This is a genomic window from Donghicola sp. XS_ASV15 (assembly GCF_041224595.1).
Classification (GTDB): domain Bacteria; phylum Pseudomonadota; class Alphaproteobacteria; order Rhodobacterales; family Rhodobacteraceae; genus Donghicola.
In genome coordinates this window covers 1-333 of the sequence record NZ_JBGFGN010000090.1, presented here as the reverse complement: position 1 = coordinate 333, position 333 = coordinate 1, and the positions used below count along the sequence as shown (strand labels likewise).

Here is a 333-nt window from a genome sequence, read left to right as displayed (position 1 = left end):
GAGGAGGACTTGAACCTCCGACCTCACGCTTATCAGGCGTGCGCTCTAACCACCTGAGCTACCGACCCAAGTCTGTCCAGACCGGTCGGTCTGTATTTCTTCCTGAAGAGATATGAGGACGGCCTGGCCCGTGATGTGTGTCTCCCAAAGGTAGGAGACGATATGCTAAGTGATCCACGTGAAGAACAAGTTCTTCAATCTAGGATCATCCTTAGAAAGGAGGTGATCCAGCCGCAGGTTCCCCTACGGCTACCTTGTTACGACTTCACCCCAGTCGCTGAGCTTACCGTGGTCGGCTGCCTCCAAAAGGTTGGCGCACCGCCTTCGGGTAAA

General features: G+C 54.7%; 1 rRNA gene. It reads right to left on the bottom strand.

Going from position 1 to position 333, the window contains the following annotated elements:
- Nucleotides 1–215: 215 nt before the first annotated feature.
- A 16S ribosomal RNA gene (locus tag AB9K37_RS02915) occupies nt 216–333 on the bottom strand; the annotation flags it as partial.